The sequence below is a fragment of the Bacillus sp. B4EP4a genome, from assembly GCF_006680105.1.
GTDB lineage: Bacteria > Bacillota > Bacilli > Bacillales > DSM-1321 > Peribacillus > Peribacillus simplex_E.
The window spans coordinates 66,785-83,975 of sequence record NZ_VHIK01000017.1; the positions used below are offsets into that span (position 1 = coordinate 66,785).

13 protein-coding genes and 1 riboswitch are annotated in these 17,191 nt (G+C 38.4%); of the genes, 8 read left to right on the forward strand and 5 right to left on the reverse strand.

Going from position 1 to position 17,191, the window contains the following annotated elements; translation table 11 throughout:
• Positions 1-335 precede the first annotated feature (335 nt).
• A complete protein-coding gene (locus FNK51_RS10105) occupies positions 336-3,146 on the forward strand; it encodes a DEAD/DEAH box helicase (protein ID WP_141993229.1) in 2,811 nt (936 codons plus the stop codon).
• Between the two features lie 5 nt (positions 3,147-3,151).
• Here FNK51_RS10105 and FNK51_RS10110 read toward each other — a convergent pair whose 3' ends face one another.
• From FNK51_RS10110 to FNK51_RS10120, 3 genes are all read right to left on the reverse strand, one after another.
• Positions 3,152-3,565 carry a (deoxy)nucleoside triphosphate pyrophosphohydrolase gene (locus FNK51_RS10110; protein ID WP_133350234.1) on the reverse strand — a complete coding sequence of 138 codons (414 nt, stop codon included), beginning with the start codon at positions 3,563-3,565 and terminating at the stop codon, positions 3,152-3,154.
• A gap of 163 nt (positions 3,566-3,728) precedes the next feature.
• Entirely contained in the window at positions 3,729-4,328 is a 600-nt protein-coding gene (locus FNK51_RS10115) for an FAD-dependent oxidoreductase (RefSeq protein WP_181762234.1), read from the reverse strand.
• Positions 4,329-4,881: 553 nt separating this feature from the next.
• Positions 4,882-6,840, reverse strand: a complete 1,959-nt coding sequence (locus tag FNK51_RS10120; protein ID WP_181762235.1) for an oxidoreductase — start codon at positions 6,838-6,840, stop codon at positions 4,882-4,884.
• A 338-nt stretch (positions 6,841-7,178) separates the two neighbouring features.
• Here FNK51_RS10120 and FNK51_RS10125 point away from each other — a divergent pair, with 338 nt between their 5' ends.
• From FNK51_RS10125 to FNK51_RS10135, 4 genes are all read left to right on the forward strand, one after another.
• The gene (locus FNK51_RS10125) at positions 7,179-8,936 is read left to right on the forward strand and encodes a sigma-54 interaction domain-containing protein (protein WP_141993232.1); all 1,758 of its coding nucleotides are present in this window, start codon (positions 7,179-7,181) and stop codon (positions 8,934-8,936) included.
• Between the two features lie 100 nt (positions 8,937-9,036).
• Positions 9,037-9,177, forward strand: a complete 141-nt coding sequence (locus FNK51_RS26535) for a hypothetical protein (RefSeq protein WP_181762236.1) — start codon at positions 9,037-9,039, stop codon at positions 9,175-9,177.
• The gene (locus tag FNK51_RS10130; protein ID WP_141993233.1) at positions 9,178-10,779 is read left to right on the forward strand and encodes a sodium:solute symporter family protein; all 1,602 of its coding nucleotides are present in this window, start codon (positions 9,178-9,180) and stop codon (positions 10,777-10,779) included.
• 810 nt (positions 10,780-11,589) lie between these two features.
• Positions 11,590-12,699: a hypothetical protein gene (locus FNK51_RS10135; RefSeq protein ID WP_141993234.1), complete on the forward strand. Its 1,110-nt coding sequence runs from the start codon at positions 11,590-11,592 to the stop codon at positions 12,697-12,699.
• 285 nt (positions 12,700-12,984) lie between these two features.
• Here FNK51_RS10135 and FNK51_RS10140 read toward each other — a convergent pair whose 3' ends face one another.
• A complete protein-coding gene (locus tag FNK51_RS10140) occupies positions 12,985-13,479 on the reverse strand; it encodes a L,D-transpeptidase family protein (RefSeq protein ID WP_141993253.1) in 495 nt (164 codons plus the stop codon).
• Between the two features lie 198 nt (positions 13,480-13,677).
• Between FNK51_RS10140 and FNK51_RS10145 the strand changes: the two genes are divergently transcribed.
• From FNK51_RS10145 to FNK51_RS10155, 3 genes are all read left to right on the forward strand, one after another.
• Positions 13,678-14,016, forward strand: a complete 339-nt coding sequence (locus FNK51_RS10145) for a hypothetical protein (RefSeq protein WP_057276953.1) — start codon at positions 13,678-13,680, stop codon at positions 14,014-14,016.
• 167 nt (positions 14,017-14,183) lie between these two features.
• Positions 14,184-14,909 carry a ZIP family metal transporter gene (locus tag FNK51_RS10150; protein WP_141993235.1) on the forward strand — a complete coding sequence of 242 codons (726 nt, stop codon included), beginning with the start codon at positions 14,184-14,186 and terminating at the stop codon, positions 14,907-14,909.
• 188 nt (positions 14,910-15,097) lie between these two features.
• Positions 15,098-15,478: a hypothetical protein gene (locus tag FNK51_RS10155; protein ID WP_098370113.1), complete on the forward strand. Its 381-nt coding sequence runs from the start codon at positions 15,098-15,100 to the stop codon at positions 15,476-15,478.
• 103 nt (positions 15,479-15,581) lie between these two features.
• On the opposite strand, the gene FNK51_RS10160 is transcribed toward FNK51_RS10155, so the two are convergent.
• Positions 15,582-16,463 (reverse strand): 5'-methylthioadenosine/S-adenosylhomocysteine nucleosidase, encoded by an 882-nt coding sequence (locus tag FNK51_RS10160; RefSeq protein WP_141993236.1) that lies wholly within the window; start codon positions 16,461-16,463, stop codon positions 15,582-15,584.
• Positions 16,464-16,639: 176 nt separating this feature from the next.
• Positions 16,640-16,743, reverse strand: a riboswitch (purine riboswitch).
• Between the last annotated feature and the right edge of the window lie 448 nt (positions 16,744-17,191).

A 17,191-nucleotide genomic window follows, 5' to 3' on the forward strand; every position in this document is an offset into this window, starting at 1 on the left:
TTGTTATTCTATTTAGGATTTATCTGCAAGTTATTTTTTCTCGAATTTATTAGACATTATTAATACTAGAACTGAATTATTAGGGATTACAGAAACTATGTATGACCATCTTTATCCTATTCCTAAGGGGAAAGTCAAATTTATAAAGTGGAATATAGAGCTACAGATAAAAGACTCTACCATTAAATGAGCAAGTTATGATTTCGAATAAATTGATTATGAAGCTGACCCTACTGGTTAGCTATTTTTATGGAATTCTATGTTACCATTATCTAAACATTAGTTTTCAACAAGTAAAACATGTATCTTCATATAACCACAGTCAGGAGCAAATCATGGACATCGAGAAAAAGCTAATTGTCAATTCAGACAAGGGTAATTTATTAAATGAATTAATTTCTTCTATAAATGAGTGTGAAAAGTTTTATTTCAGCGTCGCTTTTATTAATTATAGTGGTCTTCAGTTGTTGTTGGATACCTTTAAGAACGCGGAAAAAAGGGGAGTAAAGGGGAAGATTATTACTTCTACTTATCTGAATTTTACTGAAGCGAAGGCTTTAAAGAAAATAAATGAGTTTAGTAATATCCATTTGAAGATTTTTGAAACGGATAAGGCGATTGGTTTTCATACGAAAGCGTATATTTTTGAATTTAAGGATAGTTATAAGGTGATTATTGGTTCTTCTAATATTACTCAAAGTGCCCTTAAGAGTAATATTGAGTGGAATGTTGAGATTATTGCTAAAGAGGATGCTCAATTTCTTAAAGATGTATTAAAGGAATATGATGGATTATGGAATAGTAGTGTTGTAGCGGATGACAATTTCATTAGTAAGTATGAAGAGTTTTTGAGTAAATTAAAGGGCTATACGAATACGCAGCAATTTATTTATGAAAGCTCTGAATATATCATTCCTAATAACATGCAAAAACGTGCGGTTGAAAACCTTGAAAGAATTAGATCGTTTGGGGAAAAGAAGGCCTTAGTTATAGCAGCAACAGGTACGGGTAAAACGTATATGTCTGCTTTTGATGTAAAGGGATTCAAGCCTAAAAGATTACTGTTCATTGTACATAGAGAAGAAATATTAAAAAAAGCAAAAGAGACTTTTGAAAAGCTCCTTCCTAATGAAAAACTGACATTTGGATTACTAACTGGGAATCAAAAGCAAAAAAATGCTGATTATATATTCTCTACCATACAAACTTTGTCTAAATGTTACGAGGAATTTAAACGAGACGAATTTGATTATATTATTTTTGACGAGGCTCACCACGCGACAAGCCCAAGCTATCAAGCAGTGCTAGAATATTTCGACCCACAATTCACATTAGGGATGACAGCTACTCCAGAGAGAAGCGACCAACAAAATGTCTTTGACCTATTTGATAATAATGTTGCATTAGAAGTTCGTTTACATGAGGCTTTAGAGGATGAACTGGTTATTCCCTTTCATTATTTTGGTATTACCGACATTGAGGGAATTGATTTAAGTGATGTTGATATTGACGATGTAGCGGAGATAACGAAGAGATTAAAGGTTAACGAGAGAGTCGACTTTATTATTAAGAATATGAATTTCTATGGCCATGACGGTGAAAAAAGAAAAGGTATAGGTTTTTGCGTAACCGTTGAACATTCACAATATATGGCACAAGAATTTAATAGTAGGGGTATTCAGAGTATCTGTTTATCTGGAAATGACTCAGTCGAGCAGAGAGCGTATTATATAAATAGATTAGAAGATGATCATGATGATTTAGAATTTATTTTCACCGTTGATATTTTTAATGAAGGTGTTGATATTCCTTCTGTAAATACCGTATTAATGTTAAGACCTACTAATTCTCCGATTGTTTTTATTCAACAGCTAGGACGAGGACTTCGTAAACATAAAGACAAGACTTTCCTAACCGTCCTTGATTTTATCGGGAATCATAGTAAAACGTTCTTAATTGCCATCGCATTAAATGGAAGCCGTTATTATGATAAAGAAAGCTTGAAGGTTGCTATTGCAACTGGCTTTGCAAATATTCCAGGTTGTACACATATTCAAATGGATAAAATCTCTGAAGAACGGATATTGGCACAGATTGATAAGGAAAACTTTAATTCTTTGAAGTATTTGAAGGAAGAGTATTTTGAATTTAAGAAAATGAATCAAGGTAAAATTCCTTTATTATTAATGGATTATATGAAATTTGATGGAGCTCCAGATCCGATTAAGTTTATTAATCGCGATAAAACATATTTACAATTTGTAGCTAAGGTAGAAAAAGAAGATTCCTTGAAAAGGCTATTACTAGACGAAGCTTTTGAAGGAGTAATAAGGGAATTATCGAGTAAGTTACCTTTAAAGCGAGTGTATGAGTTTGCTATTGCTAAATATCTATTGGACCATGATGAGATTTCTTTAGAAACCGCAAAACGTGAGATATTGAAGTTAGTTAAAGAGGTAGATGAAGATAGCGTATTGCATGCCTTTCAGTGTCTAAATCAGGATTTTTATGATCCTGGTCAGAAAAAGAGGAACTTTAAGTTATTTACTCTTGAAGATGGTCATTTATCTAAGACTTCTTCTTATCAAAAGGTTCTACAGAATGAAGAATATAGAACGTATATCGAAGATCTTATTATTTATGGAATCTTTAGATATGAAAAGGAATTTAAAGAAGACTACTATGGTGTGCCACATTTGAAGCTGTATGAGCAATATCAAATGGGTGATGCTGCATTACTATCCAATTATCGCAAAAGCCACAGTGCTTTTAGGGGTTCTGGTTTACTTTCGAATGGAAATGACTATTTCTTATTTATTGATTTACACAAGGAAGAAGATATTAAAGAGAGCATTAATTACCACGATGAATTTATTAACGAACGCATTTTTCAATGGCAGACTCCGAATAGTACAGCCCCAAGTTCTGAGAGAGGAAAGAATATTGTATTCAACCAGGATAGAGGGATACATTTACATTTATTTATTAGAAAGTATAAAGAAATAGATGGAAAGACAGAACCTTATGTTTATATCGGGAAGGGTAACACGGTGGAATATGAAGGGGAAAAGCCAATTACCGTTACAATGGAATTAGAGAATGAAGTTCCGGCTAGTTTATATACTGAGTTCACTAAAAGAGTATAGTCTTCTCATTTGAGAAGACTATTTTTTTCATTGATCAATTGCTCCACAGCTGGAATGTCAGCAGGAGCCCATTTTAGTGAGCTTAGATTCTCACGCCTTAACCATATCAGTTTAGAATGTTCATTGGCTGTGGGTGTACCTTCAATGATTCTGCATTTTATAGACAATAAATTAATAATAAAGGTTTCATATTCATGCGTAGTATCATTAAAGACTGATGTCTCTGTTTCAACCTTGCATTGTAACTCTTCATCAATCTCTCTTTTTAAAGCAGTAAAAATATCTTCACCCTTTTCTACTTTTCCACCTGGGAATTCCCACATGTTCGGGATGCTCATATCTGGAGAGCGTAACGCACATAGTATTTCATCTTTGTCATTTTCAATAATGGCTGCAACTACTTTAACTTGCTTTTTCATGTTATCCTCCTATAGGTTTGCTATGATTAAATAATATCATGATCGAGGGGTGTAATAAATTACAGATTGTTATTGGTCAAGATGATTAAAACCAATGAGCCCATAATGCCTAACCTATATCCTCAAAAAAAGAGACATCCCACCCGGGATGTCTCTTCTCTCTTCATAAACTAATCACACTCATCATCCCCTCATGCGTTGCTTCCTCAATGGTACGCGGTCCCAAGCAATCCCCAATCTGTTTCACAATAGGCGCATGGCCTTTCATTTCTTCGAATAGTTCTGTGTTGGGAATGCGGCCAAGGGAGAGGACGATGGAGTCCCAGTTTGTTAGTTCTTCTTTTTGTTGGGTGAATAGATTCCGAATAATGACGTGATTTTCTTTGATTGCCCCGATATCGTAATGGGGAAGGAGTTTGACGTTCAGGTTGTATAGTTTTTTTAGGTTTTCATTCCTGAGATATTGGTGGACGGTTTCACCGATGTGCAGTCGTGATGATATGAGTGTGACTTGGTGACCTTTTTCGGCTAGATAGATGGCTGCTTCCATGCCGGGCCAGTCGCCGTCAAAGTCGAATACGAGTACATTGTCCCCGACTTTTTTAGTTGAGCTGTATAGGTCATCACTCATGATGATCCGTGGGTCATCCATTCCTTCGATGGCTGGTGTATAGGGCCGTGAGCCGGTTGCACAGATAATGGCGCCTGGTTTCCATTCGGATATTTCTTGGACGGTGGCCGTTTTGCCTAATTGCAGTTTCACCTTGCTTCTCATTAATTTCCGGGAGTAGTTATCGAGTATGGTTTTCTTCTAGTTTATCCCAAATAGGTATTTTATCATGATTTTGTTAGGTGATAAATAGGTAATATGATATAATTATCCTTGTTATATAAAATTTACCTATTATGGATAAGGAGAGTAAAAATGAAAAAATTATTTTGTACCTATGACATAATTGATGCTAAAAAAGCTCTCGATAAAGCAAAAGTTATGGAGTAAAAAATTTTATTAGGGATTGATATTATGTTTTATTTACTTATTATTATAATGATAGGAATTTGCTATCTACAATATAAAATTGTTAAAAAATCTACTATACTTGTAAGTTTGCTTTTACCTATCCTGTTTAGTATTGCTTACATCTTTCTTAACTTTGATATTTTTCATATATACGTGTTAGTTTTTTGTATTATACTTTGGTTAATATTTTTTTGGAAAGTGCTCAATTTTAAAAAATGGTAAGAATAAAATAGGGTCGTGCCTAACATATATTATAAGAAAAAGAGACATTCCTTTTGGAATGTCTCTTCTCTTTTTATAAACTTATCACACTCATCATCCCTTCATGCGTCGCTTCCTCAATGGTACGCGGTCCCAGGCAATCCCCAATCTGTTTCACTACGGGAGCATGGCCTTTCATTTCTTCGAATAGTTCTGTGTTGGGAATGCGGCCAAGGGAGAGGACGATGGAGTCCCAATTGGTTAGTTCTTGTTTTTGTTGGGTGAATAGATTCCGGATGATGACGTGATCTTCTTTGATTGCCCCGATATCGTAGTGGGGAAGGAGTGTGACGTTTAGGTTATATAGTTTTTTTAGGTATTCATTCCTGAGATATTGGTGAACGGTTTCACCGATGTGCAGTCGTGATGAAATGAGTGTGACTCCATGTCCTTTTTCGGCTAGATAGATGGCGGCTTCCATGCCGGGCCAGTCACCGCCGAAGTCGAATACGAGTACGTTTTCCCCAACTTTTTTTGTTGAGCTGAAGAGGTCATCACTCATGATGATCCGTGGGTCATCGATTCCTTCGATGGCTGGTGTATAGGGCCGTGAGCCTGTTGCACAGATGATGGCGTCCGGGTTAGCTTCGGATATTTCTTGGGCGGTTGCGATTTTTCCTAATTGTACATTTATATTGCTTCTCATTAATTTCCGGGAGTAGTTATCGAGCATCGATTCAGCGAGTTCATGCCGCATTGGTGCTTTTCGCATGGTGCGGAGCAGGCCGCCGATTGATTTGCTTTGATCGATCAGTGTAACGGAATGACCTAGGTGGTCCGCAGTTATGGCTGCTTGTAATCCGCCAGGTCCGGCGCCGATCACCAGGACATTTTGTTTGTTTCTTGTTTTCTTTAATTCTGGTAAAATCCATGCTTCTTTACCTGTTGTTGGGTTTTGGACACAGCCAATCGGCAGTCCTTTATGATAGTGACCGATACAGGCTTGTAAACAGCCTATGCATGCATCGATTGCCTGCAGGTCGCCGTTTTTTGCTTTGTTGGGCATGTCAGGATCGACGATTAAGGCCCTGGTCATTCCGACGACATCGGCTTTTCCGGTTGATACGATCTGTTCCGCTTCAACGGGGTCGACGATTCGATTGCCTACAAAGACCGGTACGGCTCCTGCCATCCTGATTTTGAATCCATGTGGAGATAAGTAAGCGTGCTTTATCGGTGATGGCGGCACGATATGTGTTGATCCCTCGAAGGTGCTTGAATCTCCGGCTGTGACATTGATGAAATCCAATCGGACTTTTTCTGCGAGATATTCGACGATTTGCACGGAATCCTTCATCGTGGTCCCGTCCATCGTCAGTTCATCTGAACTCATGCGAATGCCGACGGTAAAGTCTTCTCCGACTCTTTCCCATACTTTCTCCAAAATTTCCACTATGAATCGCATCCGATTTTCGAATGATCCGCCATAGAGATCGGTGCGTTTATTTGTATGCACCGACCAAAACTGGGCAGGAAGATATCCGTGTGAACAGCAAATTTCGACACCATCAAGTCCTCCTTCCTTTGCCAGCTGTGCTGAATGGGCGAACCCTTCTATCACTCCTTCAATATCTTCTAGGCTCATTGGCTTTGGCATGACGCCGAAGCGCAGGCTGGGAACGGCTGATGGCGCCCATGCCGCATTTCGGTAGTCGCTCGATACGACTTCCCTTCCGCCATGAAATAGCTGCGAGAAAACCTTCGTTCCATACTTATGGAGCGTTTCGGAAATCTCTTTGTAGGCATCGACAATTCTTTGGTCATATCCTGCAATTGTTTTGGACGTTAGCATGCCCGATGGATGTACGGATGCCGCTTCAAGGATGATCAATCCGACGCCCCCTTTAGCGCGGGCTTCATGATAAGCGACCATATCCGAAGTGGGGATTCCGTCCGTGACATGATTTGTTTGATGTGCTGTACTTAAGATCCGGTTTTTTAATTCAGTTGAACCGATCGTTAAATGGGTAAACAGATTCTTGAATTGAGCCATGATCATGACCACTCCCTAATTTTAGATAGAATGAGAGTATAGAGGGCACCAATCGCCCTCTACCTATCCCTATACAGGTTCAATATGCAATAATCATGCCGTTCGGGGAATGTAGATTCATAATCGTTTTTTACTTTTATAAAGAGGGTATGGGCCATGAATCGAGTATTTTATATATAGATAACTGAACCTTTTTTGAAAAGTGGTGATTCATAATAGGTTCGGCATTAGATTGGTTGATAGATGGACATTCGTTGCTAATGAGAGGGACGCTTATTTCTTTGCCGCACCAAAAAGTGTAACAAAAACGGTTCGCAATCAAATTATGGGGTGATGTGATGGAAGTAAAAAAAGAATCACTAATTGTATTTTCCGATATTTCTATTTTGGATGTGAAATCCTTACTGAAAATTAATTCTTCGCCTTTTATTGTCATGAAAAATCACCTGGAGATCCTCGGTATATTAGATGAAGGCTTCTTTTTGAAGAGATTGGATAGCGGTGGTCAAAATCAGGAAATCACGGCTTATCTTAATACATCGTTTGTCGTTATGGAGAATTTAGATAGGCTAAGTGAAGAGGATATGAGCACCTATGATTTTGTGATTCAACATAATGATAACCAATATAGATGCTATCCGATTTATGAAGTCAGGGAAATTCTGCTTAAAAAGAAGATTAAGAGCTTAATAAGTCTAAATGAATCACTGCACGAAGAGCTGGAGGTGACAAGAAAGAAGGTCAAAGAGCTGACACAAATCCTGGATTCCAGTTATGATGAAATTTTCGTGACGGATGCCAACGGGAACACGTTATTCGTGAGTGAAGCGTGTAAGAAGCTTACAGGGCTGCCGCCGGAAGCCTTTATTAATAAGAACATTAATGAGTTAGTTGAAAAGGGGCTGATCAACAATTCGGTTACATTACAAACGATGAAAACGAAAGCGATCCATTCAGCGGAACAAACCTATCCGCATGGGTTGACTGTATTCTGCACCGCGAAGCCGATTTTTGATGAGGAGGGGAACTTATATAGAATTGTTTCGAATTCCAGGGATATTACGGAATTGGTTGAGATGAAGAGTAAATTGAACAGAGTGAATCTTAGGAATCAGCGGGCCCAGCATGAGAATTCGAGAACCGTTTCGTTCAATAATTTCATTACAAATTCCGATAAGATGATAAAGGTTTTGGAATTAGCTGAAAAAGTCGCCCCGATGGATTCATCGATCTTTATCCATGGAGAAACCGGAGTCGGAAAAGGGGTTTTAGCAAGGGTCATTCATGATCTCAGCAATAGAAAGGATAAGAAATTCATTCAAGTGAATTGCGGCGCGATTCCATCCGCTTTAATTGAGTCCGAGCTGTTCGGTTACGAAAGCGGTGCATTCACGGGAGCCAATAAGCACGGGAAACAAGGGCTTGTTGAAAGTGCTGATGGCGGCACGTTGTTTCTTGATGAAATCGGGGAAATGCCGCTCGACATTCAGGTGAAAATCCTGCATCTGGTCCAGGAGAGAACATTCATGAAGGTGGGAGGAACGAAGGAGAAAAAGGTGAATATTCGCATTATCTCCGCTACGAATAAAGACTTGAAGCAAATGATCAAGAATAATCAGTTTCGCGAAGATCTATATTATCGGTTGCATGTCGTTCCAATGGAAATACCGCAGCTGCGGGAGCGAAAGGAAGATATTATATTATTAACCGATTATTTTCTGAAGAAATTCAATGAAAAATACGGTCAATCAATCACGATCGATGATCATTCCAAGTTAATTCTTCAGCTGCAGGATTACCCGGGTAATGTTCGGGAATTGGAAAATGTAATTGAACAAATTGTCGTGACGGCTAGAAAACCTATCGTAACGATAGAGGATTTGCCTTCCGATTTAACCTACAAAGATACGGCGCTAGTCAATTTAACAGGAATCATTCCCTTAAAAAAAGCGTTAGAGGAAACGGAAAAGCAATTATTGTCCCAGGCCCTTTCCACCTATAAATCAACCAGAAAAATGGCCAAGGCCCTGGAGGTCAGCCAAACGACGATCATGCGCAAACTGGGTAAATACCAATTTAGCTATCATGACGATTAATAATAAATTAACCTCCATAAAATCTGAATATTCAAAAACTTGGTATGGATATTGCATATTGAACTATTGATTATTTCTATTTTGATAAGGGGGTCAAGAAATGGGTGAGTTGATTTTCTCTTTAAGCTATGGGGGTTCCTTAATTGTCATGGGGTGGATCACGAAGGTGTTCCTAGTGAAAATGAAAAGAAGTCAAGAAGAAATAAAAGCAAAAGATCCGATTGAAAAGGTGGGGATGTAAGTGGCCTTTCTGCTTGGTATTATCATATCTTTTTGTGTTTATGTCTCGATCGGCATCTTTTTATTCAGGAAAGTGAAAAGCTCAGAGGAGTATTATGTTTCTGGACGAAGCGGAAACACATTGATGATAACGGGGACGCTTGTTGCCTCTTTCTTAAGTACCGTATCGTTCATGGGGGAAGCGGGATTTTCTTATGAAGGGTATCCGATCCTGCTGCTGATCCTCGTTATTTTTAATGCAAGCGGCTATATTTTCGGGGTGTTCCTGTTTGGCAGATATTTAAGAAGAAGCAAATCATTGACGGTTCCTGAATTTTTTGGTAACCGCTTTCATTCAAAGAAGGTAAGACTGGCGGCTGCCATCACGACGATTCTCGGTATAGCAGCATACTTAGTTGCCGTTACCCAAGGGGCAGCGGTTTTATTGGCCGAGGTTTCCGGTGTTTCCTATCCAATGGCTCTGGTAATCATGTGGGTAGTGTATTCATCCTTTACCATTCTCTCAGGAGCGAAGGGGGTCATGGTGAACGATACGGTGATGTTCTTTTTATTCTCAATCGCAACGTATCTGAGCTTTCCTTATATTATCAAATCTGCAGGCGGGTTTCCTGATGCCGTAACGAAAGCGGCAAACCTGGCTGAACGGCCTGATTTATTAAGCTGGCATGGCATTACCGGACCTGCCGCAACGATGGGCACTCCTTGGGAAGCATTGGCTTGGGCAGTCATCATGGGCTTGGTCTGGGGCATTGTCATTGCTGTGAGTCCATGGCAAAGCAGCCGATACTTGATGGCTAGGAATGAACACGTAGCCATCCGGGCCGGCGTATGGGCAACCATATCCATTTTGACCGTCTATTTGTTTCTCCATATCAGCATATCGACAATCACCACCATTAAAGCGGATATCGCACCGACGGAAAAGGTATTCATTTGGGCAGCGATGAATATTGTCCCGACATGGCTTGGAGTCATCATCGTTAGCGGCATCATGGCTGCGGCATTATCATCCTGTTCGAGCTTCCTTCAAATAATAGGAAGCAGTATTACAAGGGATATCATGGAACAATCACGGAAAAAGGAATACACAGATCACCATCTATTACGGGCCAGCCGCATTTCCATGGTTGTGATCAGCTTGATCATTCTATTGATTGGATTGTTCCAGCCGCCTGCTGTCATGTGGATCGGCTACTTTGCGGCAACATTATTTGCGGCATCATGGGGACCGATTGCCATATCAAGCGTATTTTCAAAGAAGGTAACGAAAGAAGGAGCCTTTTGGAGTATCGTATTCGGCTTCGTTGGAGTGATTCTCGGAGAAAGCCTCGGCATGTTCGGAATTAGCCTTCCCGTTTATCTCAATCCTGTAATCATCGGTTTAATCTTAAGCATAGGCGCACTTATCATTGGCTCCAAGTATGGAACGATCACCAACGAAGAAAGGGAGTTTCAAGCCAATATCCTTCAAACCCCAATTGAAATAGACGAGCAAAAAGAAATGAACATCACCCGCAGATACCCAACCTATTTAATGATCAGCGGCGTCATGATCATCATGGTAACACTAGTGTTTTATTATTGGCCGATAAATATGAATTGATAGAAATGGCAGGGGAGATCCCTGCCTTTTTTTTGAGTAATAAAGAACTATTTAAAAGAAAGGCAGAGTTTTTATTAGGAAATTTTGTGCTTTGTTTTCAACAAATGATGTTTCCTAATATTACAAAAACAATCTAGTTTAAGGGGGCAATTTAAAATTTATAAACTTTGAGAACCTGGGTATAAACTCACCAACATCCTTTAGTTGCCACCTACTCTTGGTACCTTTTTTTCATCCCTAAATTGGATAACTTTATTATTAACCTCTTTCATAACGTTACATCCTTTATTTTAAAATCTTTAAAAATTATGATGGGAAATATGCTAAAATCTAGTTAAGTAAAATTATTCCATGGATTAAATGAGTATATGTCATGCTGGACGTTCAGGAGGGGAAGAAGGTTTTTCGCTATCCATCGCAACTACTCTATTAAATTCATATTAAGAACCATTTTAATTTTGAGTTAAAAACAAGATAAGTAAAGAAGATATTATTAAGGTAGCTTACAAAAGAATCGACTTCCTTGAGAAGTAGTCAAGGATTATTAAGTAAGTTGCCGCAATACCTTGAGTGAAAATATACATATGGGTTTCTATGTGATCATTGTCCAAAAAGAGAAAGAAGTAAGAAGATAAGTAACTTGAAGAGAGAAAAACATCAAGCTTAGTAAGGAAATAGGGAATTATATAGATTTTTTTATGTGTACTCAAAAGAATCCTTCAGTTTCTATCCTTTAATGTATTAAATTTATTAAGCTCACTATTAAAAAATGTATGCTTTCCGAAAGATTATTTTAAGGGGAAAAAGGGTATGAACATAGTAAAGTTAAAAGCTCATATAGTAAGCGATGATTATAATTTTGATGAGATGAATCTCGGTTTGGAAGAGGTTGAAATTGACCTGGAAGAGATAGAACTTGGCGAAATTGAAACAGATAAAGCTCTTGCTAAGAATATCATTAAGACTACTAATATGTTAATAGAATTGACAGATGAAGATACTCAGTATTACACCACAAATTTGGTTAGAAGACCTACCTTTGAAATTAATGGAGGAATAAAGAAAGCTAGTGAAAAAGGCGCTAGAGTTAGAGAAGCAAAAATATTCAATCTTTTTTTTAGGTTTAAGAATGATAAGTTTGATGGGCTAAATACTACTGCCTTAATGGTAAGACCAAAACATTCTGATGAGGAATGGATAGTTCTTTTGCCTGAGAATACACCTCAAACTATAGAAGTTGAAAAAGAAATCTTCCGAATACAGGTTGAAAAATTGTTAATTAGCGGTTTATTAGATACTGAGTTTCATAACACTGTGGTCGAAGGTTATAAGCTATTAGTACCTAATGAAAGGTGTGCTCAAACACTTATGCATGAATACGGTCATATACTACAGTGGAGAATGTATGATCACCTTAATATCATGGGTAAAACAGAGAACGAATTTATTAGAAACCAATATATATGGTTTCTGGAATCTGGCTATTTAGAAAATTTATCTTATAGAATTCCGAATTTTGAAACTTTATTACCAAAGGATAAAGTTTATTACCTGAAGGAATGTTTAGTAGAAGATTACAGAATAAATTTGAATTACCAATATTTTGGTGGTAAGATAATATTACCGAATAAATATGCTTATCGAGGAGATTTTGCAAACTCTAATTTGATGTGGAAGGGGTTGAGTATTATGGAACAAATGTTAAAGCCAGCCATTGAAGGACAAGTGGGTAAACGAAAATTAAAAAAGGTAAGTTCGGACAATGAACTATCTTTAAAGGTGATTAACCATGGTTTAGACGCTTTAGAGTCTAAAGCTGACTGGGTTCCAGGTACCTCAAAACTCTCTAAACAACATATAAATAATGACCTAGAATCACTTGGTTTAAAGATTTCGAGTAAAGCTTATACTACTGTCTAAATATTCACAAAAAAACCTTATCTAATTTAGATAAGGTTTTTTTATCGTGTATTACTAAATCAGTAATAACTACCATGATGAAAATATCGAAGTATAATCTGCAAATTATTTATTATCTGCTCAATACCAAGGGAATGCTGTGTAGTCTAAGTAGTAGGCAACGCGAAGGAAATATGCATTGGGAATTTAACTAAACATGCTACTTCAAAATCTTCAACAATCGGTCCAGATTATAGATAAGGGAATCCAAAGACTAAAAAAAGTGTCCAGGTTTCCCTAAACACATTAAGGATGAATAGTAACCGGTGTCCCGATTGGAACGATCCTTGATAATTCCTCCACGTCCCGATTATGCATGCGAATACAGCCTTTTGAGACGGCTTTACCGATCGAGCTGGGATCATTCGTTCCATGAATGCCATAGTGTTCTTTTGATAAACTCATCCACATTGTACCGAATGGGCCTCCGGGGTTTGGGGATTTATTAATGATGATGAATTGTCCTACTGGTGTACCGAAAAGCATTCTTCCAACAGCAATCGGATATTGTTTTTGCAGTACTCCATTTTTTAGCAGCTTCAGATTACGATTGTTAACGGACACATCGATCTGAAATGGAATGGTATCAGGAGGGGGAAAACCAGGGATCATGATGGGTTGACCAGGATAAATGACATTTGGATTGATGGTCGGGTTAGCATTGATGATTGCCGATAGCGGTTTCCGGTAGTCCCTGGATATCTGTGTCAGTGTTTCACCTGGTTTAACTGTATGAATCAGTCTGAACACCTCCATAGGTTATAGTTGTCATGTTTCATTCTATGTGATTTTTCAAAAGTGTTTCGTAACTCGCTGTTATCTGTTTTTAATGAAACTAATATGTTAAGTAACTTAGCCGAAAAGAAACCGAAATGAACTTTTGATAAAATAAGTTTTTATCAAGATGGATTTTTTGTTAGTTAAAGAGGGGGAATAAAGGTGGAGGAACATGTGAAAAAGGCTTTAGTAGAATGGAATGAAGAAATCAGTGATGTGTTAAATGGGATAGAAAAAGAGTATGAAGAAGTAAAGCGTGATCTTCAGGTTTATTCCTATAAATTCAATATTACCAAACAAGTTGTACAATCCACTATAAATGATGAAATTATTCGAAACATCCGTGAGCTCTATCATAAACCTTTTGAACAAAAATTGAACGAATTGAAAGAATCAATAAAAGAGCTGGAAGAAAAGAGAAAGGTTTTTCAAATGTTTGTCGATAAAATTGAAAAGGTTAGTGAAAGAGAAGAAGGAAAACCGCAAATATCAGTCATATAAGGCAGCGAAGGCTCGGATAATCATGACGACTCTACTATTCTATACACAAAAACTATGGCAGCGAATATAACTGCTTTTTTTTGCTGGAATTTGCAAAAAGCGGCCCCTTGTTTACCCCAACATCTACCCGGGTACACTATCCTATAAAAAGGAAATGGGGGAATTCTATGTGGAATGCGGTCTTTTGGGGAGGGGTTTCGGGTTCTGCTGTCCTGCTTGGCGCATTAGCTGCCATCTTCATTCCGATAAAGAAAAACATCATTGGCTATATTATGGCTTTTGGTACGGGTGTATTGATTGGTGCAGCGGCATATGAGCTGATTGCTGATTCGGTGAGTGATGGAGGAATCTGGGCGACGGCGATCGGATTCATAACAGGGGCCGCCGTATTTACCGCCTTGGATTTTCTTATTTCCAAAAAAGGTGCGGATAAAAGGAAACGGTCCAATAATAGCTCTTCGAAGGAAGCGGGCCTAGCCATTTTCATCGGGACGGTGATGGATTCCATACCGGAGTCGATCATGATTGGCGCAAGCTTAATAAGCGGTGGTTCTGTAAGCTGGTTATTGGTCATTGCCATCTTCATCAGTAATATTCCGGAGGGGCTCTCAAGTACAACTGGTATGCTCAAAAGTGATTATTCGAAGAAGAAAATCATGCTGATGTGGTTTTCCGTATTGCTCATTTCAGCACTATCCTCGATGTCGGGCTTTCTATTCCTCGATCATGCCCCCGACTATGTCCTGGCAGCGATGGCAGCATTTGCAGGCGGCGGAATCATCGCCATGATTGCCTCGACGATGATGCCTGAAGCATATGAAGACGGAGGACCGATGACGGGGATATTCACCGCAGCCGGCCTGCTTATCTCTTTGGTTCTGGATTCGATGTGATAACGAAAAAGTGAGATTGTCCCCTTGGAAAGAAAGGGGGCAATTTTTTTTGTGTAAATCTATCATAGAAGGAAATGCGCAGGCGAAATAAGGAAATCTATCTCTAAAAAAGAATTGCTGGTGTTAAAATATCATTTCAAAACATACACTCTTCATATAGATTTTTAGACATTGAGGAGATGTTAGAAATGAACTTCGAGATGCAAATAGCGAATATGCTGGCTGATAATATAAATGGTTTCATTACATTCGTCCGGGAAAATCATGAAAATGAAAACAATTGCTTTTGTTTAAATAGAGATAAATTGTATCAATTGAAGCTTCTTGTTGAGGAGTTTAAGTTTCAAGTATTGGCAGATGAACTTAAACGAATCAACAGGTTTACCTGGGATGAAAACTACACGCATTTATTAGTTGATAGATTCAGGAAAGGGATGGGCATCATTGAAGAGTACGTTGAAAATAACTACAGTGATTTATTCATTTTTACCGCTAGACTTTACACGTTGAATAACCTCAGCTTATTATTTTGTAAGGAGGAAGAATCGGGCACAGTCTTCCGCGAATAAAAGAAGAGCACATATTATCGTATATAATATGTGCTCTTCTTATTTCATTATAGGGATAGTTGACCAAAAAGATTCTCATTCTTTTATATGCCCGGGCCCTGCCTTATTTGCTTGGCATCGTAGAGATATATTTTTTGACTACTTCATAAACATATTCTTGATTGGCTGCTGCTGTATTAGGGTTATATTTACCGCCGTTCGTTTTATTATTGGATAGTACTCGTATACCTAAGAAGGGAACATCGTAAGCTTTGGCGATTTGTGCTGCCGCAGCTCCTTCCATTTCTTCAACAGATGTACCATATTTCGTATGGAACCACTTAATCCGATCCACTTCATTATTCCAAACGTCTGCAGAACCGATAGTACCATCGACAACTTTACCTTTTGTGTAAGTATCTTTAACTGCATGAGCAGCTGCGAGTAAATCCTTATCTCCCTCGTAGAAGCGTGGTTTTTCAGCGTTAGGATCTTCTCCTGCACTTCCTTCAGAAGCCATTAGGTCCATCGGTTTCCAAATGGTTGGATCAATTCCTTGGTTTTCAGTTTTATCTGCTGTTTTTAATGAACCTAGGTTTACCGTTCTTTTTCCTAAAACAATATCAAAAACGTTTAGGCTTGGATCATGTCCGCCTGATGTTCCTTGATTGATGATGGCAATAGGGTTATATTTTTCAATGGCCAATGCTGTAGCGGCAGCTGTGTTTTCCATCCCTTTACCTGTTTTTGCAACGATTACAGGATAATTGTCTAAAGTTCCAATGTAAAATACAAAATCTCCTGATTTTTCTTCTTTAACATTTTTTAACCTTTTCGCGAAATTTTCAGCTTCGATTGGCATTGGACCTTGAATCATGATAGGCCTTTGAGTCTTTTTTTCGACCGTTTCATTTTTGGAAGCAGAACTGCATGCTGCAATCACCGACACGAAAAGTAATGTAGTGATTCCTAATATAGTGTACTTTTTGAACATGTTTTTTCTCATATAATTTCTCCTTAAAACATATTTATTCGATTGTTTGATACACTCGCAGTTGCGGTCAAAGAAAAAGGTCCAGAACGGCAGAATGATTACTGCCTTCTAGACCTACGATAGTCAAAGTAAAGGTGATTAAGCAAAATGATTATAATGCTAAATCATTAGCTGCTCAAGAAAGCGGGCAGCCGAATACTTTAACTCGTAGTCTAGTTCTTTCACTGGGAACCAGGTAGAAACGCTCAGACCATATTTCCGAGCATATACGAGTAAATTACGATTATTACTTTTCTAATATAACAAACAAATGATAGATAATCAACAAAAAAGTGAACATTAAATTATAAATATAATTTAATGTTCGGATTTAAGAGGAGCGGTTCGTTAAAAACGTTGATTGGAACGTAAGGCACTCGCTTTCCGCGGGCGGTCGCCTGTGGGGTCTCCCTTGGACACGCTTTTCCCGCAGGAGTCTCGAACACCCGCTCCAATCAACTGGAGCGTTTTTCAAATAAAAAAACTATAGGCAAACTACTTTTATTCTAATTTGGCTATAGTCTGGAGGGGGTCGAAATGGCTCATCCGGATTCATGATTACAAGACTATGGTTTTCTTAATAGTTTTTTTATAACCCCCTCATTGGATGGAAGAAATTTGCGACACTCCTGCCGAATAACTGGCTAGCGGAGACCCCACAGACGCTTGCTTTGATGAGGCTTGGCAGACAGTCGGCGGAA

Bases quoted from the DNA above. Each gene is read 5' to 3' on its own strand.
- FNK51_RS10105 (WP_141993229.1), top strand. From the start codon at position 336: ATGGACATCGAGAAAAAGCTAATTGTCAATTCAGACAAGGGTAATTTA.
- FNK51_RS10110 (WP_133350234.1), bottom strand. From the start codon at position 3,565: ATGAAAAAGCAAGTTAAAGTAGTTGCAGCCATTATTGAAAATGACAAA.
- FNK51_RS10160 (WP_141993236.1), bottom strand. From the start codon at position 16,463: ATGAGAAAAAACATGTTCAAAAAGTACACTATATTAGGAATCACTACA.
- FNK51_RS10120 (WP_181762235.1), bottom strand. From the start codon at position 6,840: ATGGCTCAATTCAAGAATCTGTTTACCCATTTAACGATCGGTTCAACT.
- FNK51_RS26535 (WP_181762236.1), top strand. From the start codon at position 9,037: ATGGGTGAGTTGATTTTCTCTTTAAGCTATGGGGGTTCCTTAATTGTC.
- FNK51_RS10135 (WP_141993234.1), top strand. From the start codon at position 11,590: ATGAACATAGTAAAGTTAAAAGCTCATATAGTAAGCGATGATTATAAT.
- FNK51_RS10155 (WP_098370113.1), top strand. From the start codon at position 15,098: ATGAACTTCGAGATGCAAATAGCGAATATGCTGGCTGATAATATAAAT.
- FNK51_RS10125 (WP_141993232.1), top strand. From the start codon at position 7,179: ATGGAAGTAAAAAAAGAATCACTAATTGTATTTTCCGATATTTCTATT.
- FNK51_RS10150 (WP_141993235.1), top strand. From the start codon at position 14,184: ATGTGGAATGCGGTCTTTTGGGGAGGGGTTTCGGGTTCTGCTGTCCTG.